This is a genomic window from Streptomyces sp. AC555_RSS877, from assembly GCF_019049245.1.
Classification (GTDB): Bacteria; Actinomycetota; Actinomycetes; order Streptomycetales; family Streptomycetaceae; genus Streptomyces.
The window spans coordinates 22,497-29,078 of sequence record NZ_JAGMUK010000017.1 but is presented as its reverse complement, the minus strand read 5'-3'; the positions used below and the strand labels follow the sequence as shown (position 1 = coordinate 29,078).

Below are 6,582 nucleotides of genomic sequence, written 5' to 3'. Positions count from 1 at the left end.
CAGTCGAGGTAGCCGACGGTGCTGCGGCCGATCCGGGTCAGCAGGAACAGGTGGACCTGGCACCGTATGCCGTCCCAGGCGTCGGCGAGGCGCTGGTGTCCTGCGGCGGCGAACACCGCGTCGTGGAAGGCGATGTCAAGGCGCACCATCTCGTGCGCATCGCCGGCCCGCTCCATCATGTCGGCCGTCTTCGCGATGGACGCGAGGTCCTCGTCCGAGGCGTGGGCGATCACCTGCCGTACGGCGAGGTCCTCCAACGCGCCGCGCAGGCTGTCGAGCTCAGCCACGTCCTCGGCGGACAGCGTCGTCACCGTCGTGCCCCGGTGCCACGCACAGTGCACCAGGCCCTCGCGCTCCAGCAGCCGCAGCGCCTCGCGCACCGGGCCGCGGCTGACATCCATCTCGCCGGACAGCTCCACCTCGCGCAGCTGCTCGCCCGGGGCGTAGGCCCCGTTGAAGATGGCCTCGCGGATGCGGTCCGCGACCTCGTCGGCCAGACCCCGGCGGCGAGCCGGGGCCACCTTGCCCTGATCACTCATGCCCGAATTGCACCTCCTCCACCAATGACCTAATGTTAACATTCGGACGTTGTCGTGATGTCAACATTAGGACAAGTCGAGCAGGATCGCCCACGGGCCGCTCCGCTCCCCGGCAGGAAGGCAGTGCCATGACCGTTCTCGACTCCCCGATCCCCCGCTTCCACCTGGCCGTGCCGGTCGACGACCTGGCTGCCGCGCGCCGCTTCTACGGCGACGTCCTGGGCCTGGAGCAGGGCCGCAGTGCCGACACGTGGGTGGACTGGAATCTGCACGGCCATCAGTTCGTCACGCACCTGGCGCCGAAGCGCGCACAGCGCATACACAATCCGGTCGACGGCCACGACGTACCCGTGCCGCACTTCGGTCTGGTTCTGACGGTCGAGGCCTTCCAGGAGTTCGCCGAGCGGCTTCGGGCGACGGGCACCGAGTTCGTCATCGAGCCGTACGTGCGTTTCGCGGGCCAGAAGGGCGAGCAGTGGACGATGTTCCTCCTCGACCCGGCCGGCAACGCGCTGGAGTTCAAGGCGTTCGCCGACGACTCGCAGGTGTTCGCCGCCTGACCGGCGGTCGGCACCACCCACCCCCACACGCGAAAGACGGGACGAGCTCATGAAGGTGTTCCAGATCGGCGCTGCCGGAGGAGTCGGCCGCCGCCTCACTCAACTCCTCACCCAACGCGGTGACTTTGTGACCGGCATGCACCGCGGGCCCGCTCAGGGGGAGACCGTGCGGGCGGCCGGCGGGACTCCGGTGATCGGTGATCTCATCGCCGACTCGGTCGATGACCTGGCCGGCAAGATGCGCGGCCATGACGCCGTGGTCTTCTCGGCCGGCGCACACGGCACCGGTCAGGACAAGACGACCCTCATCGACGGCCGTGGCCTTCAAAAGGCCGCCGACGCGGCCGCGCTGGCCGGGGTGGCGCGGTTCGTCCTCGTCTCGGTGTTCCCCGACGCGCTGCGCGACGGGACACGTAGTGAGGGCTTCGAGCACTACATCAAGGTCAAGAAGACCGCCGACGTCTATCTGACCCGTACCGGCCTGGACTGGCTGATCGTCCGTCCCGGAACCCTTCTGGACACCCCCGGCACCGGCCACATCACCGCCGGTCCCGCCGTCGAGTACGGCGACGTGCACCGCGACGACGTCGCCGCGTTCCTCGACGCCGCCCTGCACGCGCCGGCCCTCAGCCGCGTGATCGTCGAGCTCACCTCCGGTGACACCCCCGTCGCGGACGCCGTCACCCGCCTCGCGGCCGCCTGAGCTCACACCCGCACCTCAACGACAGCACCATCAGCAAGGAGAAGCACCATGACCGCCATCGATTCCTACAGCCACGACGTCTCCGGCGAGAAGGAGTTCGGGTTCGCCCAGGCCATCAAGGCCGGCGACACCATCTACGTCTCCGGGCAGCTGTCCCACGACGAAGAGGGCAACTTCATCCACGCGAACGACTTCGACGCCCAGCTTCAGCAGTCCTACGCCAACTTCGAGAAGGTCCTGGCCCACTACGGGGCGACCCGCAACCAGGTCATCTCGGAAGTCCAGTACATCGTCGACCTGCCGAAGTACAACATGGCGATGGCGGCGGCGAACCTGGCCTACTTCGGTGACCATCGCCCCACCAGCAGCACGATCGGCGTCGCCACGCTGTTCTTCCCGGGCCAGCTCATCGAGGTCAGCTTCGTCGTCGACACCCGCCTGCCGGCCTGATCATGAAGGTCGTGATCGCCGGAGGGCACGGCAAGATCGCCCTCATCCTGGAGAAGCTCCTGGCCGAGCGCGGCCACTCGGTGGCAGGGCTCGTACGGAACCCGGCCTACGCCGCTGACCTTGCCGAGGCCGGCGCCGAGACCATCGTGCTCGACCTGGAAAAGGCCACGGTGAGCGAACTCGCCGGGCATCTGGCCGGTGCGGACGCTGTCGTCTTCGCCGCCGGCGCCGGGGCGGGCAGCGGATCGGCCCGAAAGGAGACCGTCGACCGCGACGCTGCGGTCCTCCTCGCGGACGCCGCCGAGGCTGCCGGAGTCGGCCGCTACCTGCTCGTCTCCGCCATGGGCGACCACCTGCGGGCCGACCCGGCAGACTTCGAGCAGGAGTTCGGCATCTACATGCGGGCCAAGGCCGCCGCCGAGGACGCCGTCCGCGCCCGGAGCAATCCCCGGGCGACGATCGTCCGCCCCGGCCTGCTGAACAACGATCCGGGGACCGGACGGGTCAACCTCGGTGACCGCACCGGCACCGGCCCGATTCCCCGCGCCGACGTCTCCGCCGTCCTGCTCGCCCTCCTCGAAGACCCCCGGCTGGACGGCCGGACCGTCGAGGTCATCGGCGGCACCACCCCGATCGTGGACGCCCTGGACACGCTCGCCGGCGCCTGAACGCGTTCCGAACACCAGGAAGGGCCAGGTCAGCCGCCGAAGGCGGCGGCCAGGCCCGGCCGGGACAACCAGCACACCACCATGAAAGAAGACTCAGCCGTGAGTGCCCTGTTCACCCCCCTCAAGCTGCGATCCCTCCAGATACCCAACCGGGTCTGGATGACCGGTGTGCCGACGGACTTCCACCTCACCCACCTGGCCTCCCGCGCGGCCGGCGGCGCGGGCCTGGTGATGGCCGAGGCCACCGGTGTCCGCCCGGACGGGCGGATCAGCCCCTGGGACCTGGGCCTGTGGAACGACCGCCAGCAGGAGGCGTTCACGCGGATCACCCAGGCCATCAAGGCCCACGGCTCCGTCCCGGCCATCCAGCTCGCGCACGCCGGCCGCAAGGCGTCCGTCGACAAGCCCTGGCTGTCCGACCGGGCCCTGCCCGAGAGCGAGGGCGGCTGGCAGCCCGTCGCCCCGAGCCCGATGGCGTACGACGGACTGACCGCCCCCCACGAGCTGACCGTCGCCGAGATCCAGCAGCTCGTCCGCGACTTCGCCGACTCCGCCCAGCGCGCCCTGGCCGCCGGCTTCGAGGTCGCCGAGGTCCACGGCGCCCACGGCTACCTCATCAACTCCTTCCTCTCCCCGGTCTCCAACCACCGCACCGACGCCTACGGCGGCAGCTTCGCCAACCGCATCCGCTTCGCCCTCGAAGTCGTCGACGCCGTCCGCGCCGTGTGGCCCGCCGACCTGCCGGTCTTCTTCCGCACCTCCGCGACCGACTGGCTCACCGAGAACCCCGAGGACACGCGCGAGGGGTGGACCTCCGAGGACACCGTCCGCCTCGCCAAGGAGCTCCAGGCCCACGGCGTGGACCTGCTCGACGTGTCCACCGGCGGCATGGTCCGCGACGCGAAGATCGTCGCCGGTCCGAACTACCAGGTCCCCTTCGCCGCCCAGGCCCGCGACCAGGCCGGCATCCCTACCGCCGCCGTCGGCATCATCACCGAGCCGCAGCAGGCCGAGGACGTCATCACCTCCGGCCAGGCCGACGCCGTCTTCCTCGGCCGCGAACTCCTGCGCAACCCGTACTGGGCACAGCACGCCGCCCTCGCACTCGATGCCGAGCCGAACTGGCCGGACCAGTACGCCTACGTCGTCAAGCGCCGCAAGCGCTGATGCCCTGCCGCTTTCATCACCACCGGCCGCACTGTCCTTACCAGGGAAGACGTGCCGGACACCTCACACGGAGATCCCCATGAACCACCTTGAAGGCAAGGTCGTCGTCATCACCGGCGCCTCCTCCGGCATCGGCGCCGTCAGCGCCAAGGCACTCGCCGCCCGCGGCGCCACAGTCGTCGCCGCAGCCCGCGGCCAGGAAGCCCTCGACCAGCTGGTCGCCGACATCGAGAAGGCCGGCGGCACCGCCGTCGCCAGGCTCACCGACGTCGCCGACGCACAGGACGTCCAGGCGCTGGCCGACTTCGCGGTCGAGCGGTTCGGGCGGATCGACGTCCTGGTCAACAATGCGGGCCTGATGCTGTTCTCCTTCTGGAAGGACGGAGCGATAGACGACTGGAACCGGATGATCGACGTGAACATCCGCGGGTACCTCAACGGCGTCCACGCCGTTCTTCCGGTGATGCTGCGCCAGAAGTCCGGTCACATCCTGAACATGGACTCGGTGGCCGGTCACCAGGTCGGCGACGGCGCCGGGGTCTACAGCTCCACCAAGTTCTTCGTCCAGGCCATGACCGAGTCCATGCGCAGGGAACTCAGCGTCCGCGAAGGCATCAAGGCGTCCACGATCAGCCCCGGCGTCATCGACACCGGCTGGGCCGACAAGGTCACCGACCCCGCCGGACGCCAGGCCGCCCAGGAACTCAACGCCATCGCCATCAACCCCGAGGCCATCGCCGACGCCGTCGTCTACGCCCTCGACCAGCCCGTTGACGTCAACGTCAACGACCTGATCATCTCCCCGACTCGCCAGAACTGGTGAGACGGGGCTCCCGTCCCCCGCACGACAAGCAGAGAAGACGGCGGGCGGCCACTTACACGGTCGCCCGCCACCCCGAAACGAGAGGACCACCGGCCATGGCACATGCGTACTGGAGCTCGGCCTTCACCAGCTCCGCAGAGGACATATGGGCCGTCGTACGACGGTTCAACGGACTTCCCGACTGGCACCCGGCCATCCAGGACAGTGCCATCGTCGAAGGCGAGAGCGAGTTCACGCCCGGCGCGATCCGCCTCCTGACCGGCACGGACGGCAGCACCTACCGGGAACAACTTGTGGCCCTGGACGACGCCCGACGGACCCTGACCTACGAGATCGTCGACGCACCGCTGCCAGTCAGCGGATACCGTTCGACCCTCCGGGTCCAGGCCGTCTCCGACACCGGCGGCGCCTTTCTGACCTGGCAGTCCACCTTCGACGCCGTCGACGGCACTACGCCCGAAGAGGCCAGCATGGTCCTCGAAGGCGCCTACGCCCAGGCCATCGTCGGTCTCCACAAGACCTTCGGCTGACTGCACCGACACCAAGCGCAGCGTTCCTTGATGCCCTCGCCGCCGGACGCGACGTGGGCGGGAGCCGGTACTGGCGTGCTGGCGTCCCACGACCACGCGGCTGCCCGAGGCCGTGTCCCGCGGGATAGATAAGTTTGAGTCACCGTCTAAGGAGATGCACGATGCCCGACCGCCGCAGAGTCCTGTTCGTGACCGACCTCGCCTACCCAGCCCGGGGGCGACGCTACTGCGACGAGGACATCTTCCTGACCTCCCGACTGCGCGACAGCTTCGACATCGCCCTGTGCCACCCGCTGGATGCCGCCGCCCTGATGGACGCCTTCGACGTGGTCGTGGTCCGTAACAGCGGGCCCGTGCTGCACTACCAGAAGGAGTACGACGCCTTCCGGGAGCAGGCCATGGCCCGTGACATCCGGGTCTACAACCCGCTGACCGGCCGCGGCGACATGGCCGGCAAGCAGTACCTGCTGGACCTGACCGCCGCCGGATACCCGGTCATCCCCACCATCGACCGGCCCGAGGACATGCATCTGCTGCCCGAGGCCGCCCAGTACGCGGTCAAACCGAAAGCGGGCGCGGACTCCATCGGCCTGACCTTCGTGCCCCGCGAGCAGCTGGGCGACCTGGCCTACGGCGACATCCTGGTCCAGCCGCGCATCGACTTCCGCTACGAGGTGTCCTTCTACTACGTCGACGACGCCTTCCAGTACGCCCTTCACGCCCCCGACCCTGAGCGGCGCTGGGTCCTTGAGCCCTACGAGCCCACCGACGCCGACCTGGCCTTCGCCCGGCCCTTCATCGACTGGAACACTCTCGACCACGGCATCCAGCGCGTGGACGCCTGCCGCACCCGGGAAGGCGAACTACTCCTCGTGGAGCTGGAGGACCTCAACCCGTACCTGTCCCTGGACCTGGTCTCCGACCGGACCCGTGACGCCTTCGTGGCGAGCATGACGGCATCCCTCCACCGTTTCCTGGACTCCCAGCCCCGCAACTGAGGCGGCATACGGGCCCTGAAGAGTGCTTCGCTCAAGCTGCGATGGCATGCGCTCAAGGTTCCCTACGTTGTCCTGCGGGACGTGGTGAGCCCCTCCAACGGTCAATGCCGGATACCGTGGCCTGGCCACACGGTCCTCGAAGGC

The 6,582-nt window shown here is 69.0% G+C and carries 9 protein-coding genes; 8 read left to right on the top strand and 1 reads right to left on the bottom strand.

Translation table 11 applies throughout. The annotated features are described in order from the left end of the window. A partial coding sequence (locus KUM49_RS08165; protein ID WP_217236050.1) for a GntR family transcriptional regulator occupies nucleotides 1-521 on the bottom strand: 521 nt, incomplete at its 3' end. 146 nt (nucleotides 522-667) lie between these two features. On the opposite strand from KUM49_RS08165, the gene KUM49_RS08160 reads away from it, so the two are divergent. From KUM49_RS08160 to KUM49_RS08125, 8 genes are all read left to right on the top strand, one after another. After that, nucleotides 668-1,099: a VOC family protein gene (locus KUM49_RS08160; RefSeq protein ID WP_217236047.1), complete on the top strand. Its 432-nt coding sequence runs from the start codon at nucleotides 668-670 to the stop codon at nucleotides 1,097-1,099. 49 nt (nucleotides 1,100-1,148) lie between these two features. Beyond that, nucleotides 1,149-1,802 (top strand): NAD(P)H-binding protein, encoded by a 654-nt coding sequence (locus tag KUM49_RS08155; protein WP_217236046.1) that lies wholly within the window; start codon nucleotides 1,149-1,151, stop codon nucleotides 1,800-1,802. A 48-nt stretch (nucleotides 1,803-1,850) separates the two neighbouring features. Beyond that, nucleotides 1,851-2,252 carry a RidA family protein gene (locus tag KUM49_RS08150; RefSeq protein ID WP_217236045.1) on the top strand — a complete coding sequence of 134 codons (402 nt, stop codon included), beginning with the start codon at nucleotides 1,851-1,853 and terminating at the stop codon, nucleotides 2,250-2,252. Between the two features lie 2 nt (nucleotides 2,253-2,254). Beyond that, nucleotides 2,255-2,920 (top strand): NAD(P)H-binding protein, encoded by a 666-nt coding sequence (locus KUM49_RS08145; protein WP_217236044.1) that lies wholly within the window; start codon nucleotides 2,255-2,257, stop codon nucleotides 2,918-2,920. A gap of 99 nt (nucleotides 2,921-3,019) precedes the next feature. Next, the gene (locus KUM49_RS08140; protein ID WP_217236043.1) at nucleotides 3,020-4,087 is read left to right on the top strand and encodes an NADH:flavin oxidoreductase/NADH oxidase; all 1,068 of its coding nucleotides are present in this window, start codon (nucleotides 3,020-3,022) and stop codon (nucleotides 4,085-4,087) included. 79 nt (nucleotides 4,088-4,166) lie between these two features. Further along, entirely contained in the window at nucleotides 4,167-4,910 is a 744-nt protein-coding gene (locus KUM49_RS08135) for an SDR family oxidoreductase (protein ID WP_217236042.1), read from the top strand. Nucleotides 4,911-5,005: 95 nt separating this feature from the next. Further along, entirely contained in the window at nucleotides 5,006-5,440 is a 435-nt protein-coding gene (locus KUM49_RS08130) for an SRPBCC family protein (protein ID WP_217236041.1), read from the top strand. 161 nt (nucleotides 5,441-5,601) lie between these two features. Then, complete coding sequence (locus tag KUM49_RS08125) at nucleotides 5,602-6,438, top strand: hypothetical protein (RefSeq protein ID WP_217236040.1); 837 nt, start codon at nucleotides 5,602-5,604, stop codon at nucleotides 6,436-6,438. The last annotated feature ends 144 nt before the right edge of the window (nucleotides 6,439-6,582 follow it).

Excerpts from the sequence above, each read along its gene's own strand:
- KUM49_RS08130 (WP_217236041.1), top strand. The coding sequence starts at position 5,006 with ATGGCACATGCGTACTGGAGCTCGGCCTTCACCAGCTCCGCAGAGGAC.
- KUM49_RS08160 (WP_217236047.1), top strand. The coding sequence starts at position 668 with ATGACCGTTCTCGACTCCCCGATCCCCCGCTTCCACCTGGCCGTGCCG.
- KUM49_RS08145 (WP_217236044.1), top strand. The coding sequence starts at position 2,255 with ATGAAGGTCGTGATCGCCGGAGGGCACGGCAAGATCGCCCTCATCCTG.
- KUM49_RS08150 (WP_217236045.1), top strand. The coding sequence starts at position 1,851 with ATGACCGCCATCGATTCCTACAGCCACGACGTCTCCGGCGAGAAGGAG.
- KUM49_RS08155 (WP_217236046.1), top strand. The coding sequence starts at position 1,149 with ATGAAGGTGTTCCAGATCGGCGCTGCCGGAGGAGTCGGCCGCCGCCTC.
- KUM49_RS08135 (WP_217236042.1), top strand. The coding sequence starts at position 4,167 with ATGAACCACCTTGAAGGCAAGGTCGTCGTCATCACCGGCGCCTCCTCC.
- KUM49_RS08125 (WP_217236040.1), top strand. The coding sequence starts at position 5,602 with ATGCCCGACCGCCGCAGAGTCCTGTTCGTGACCGACCTCGCCTACCCA.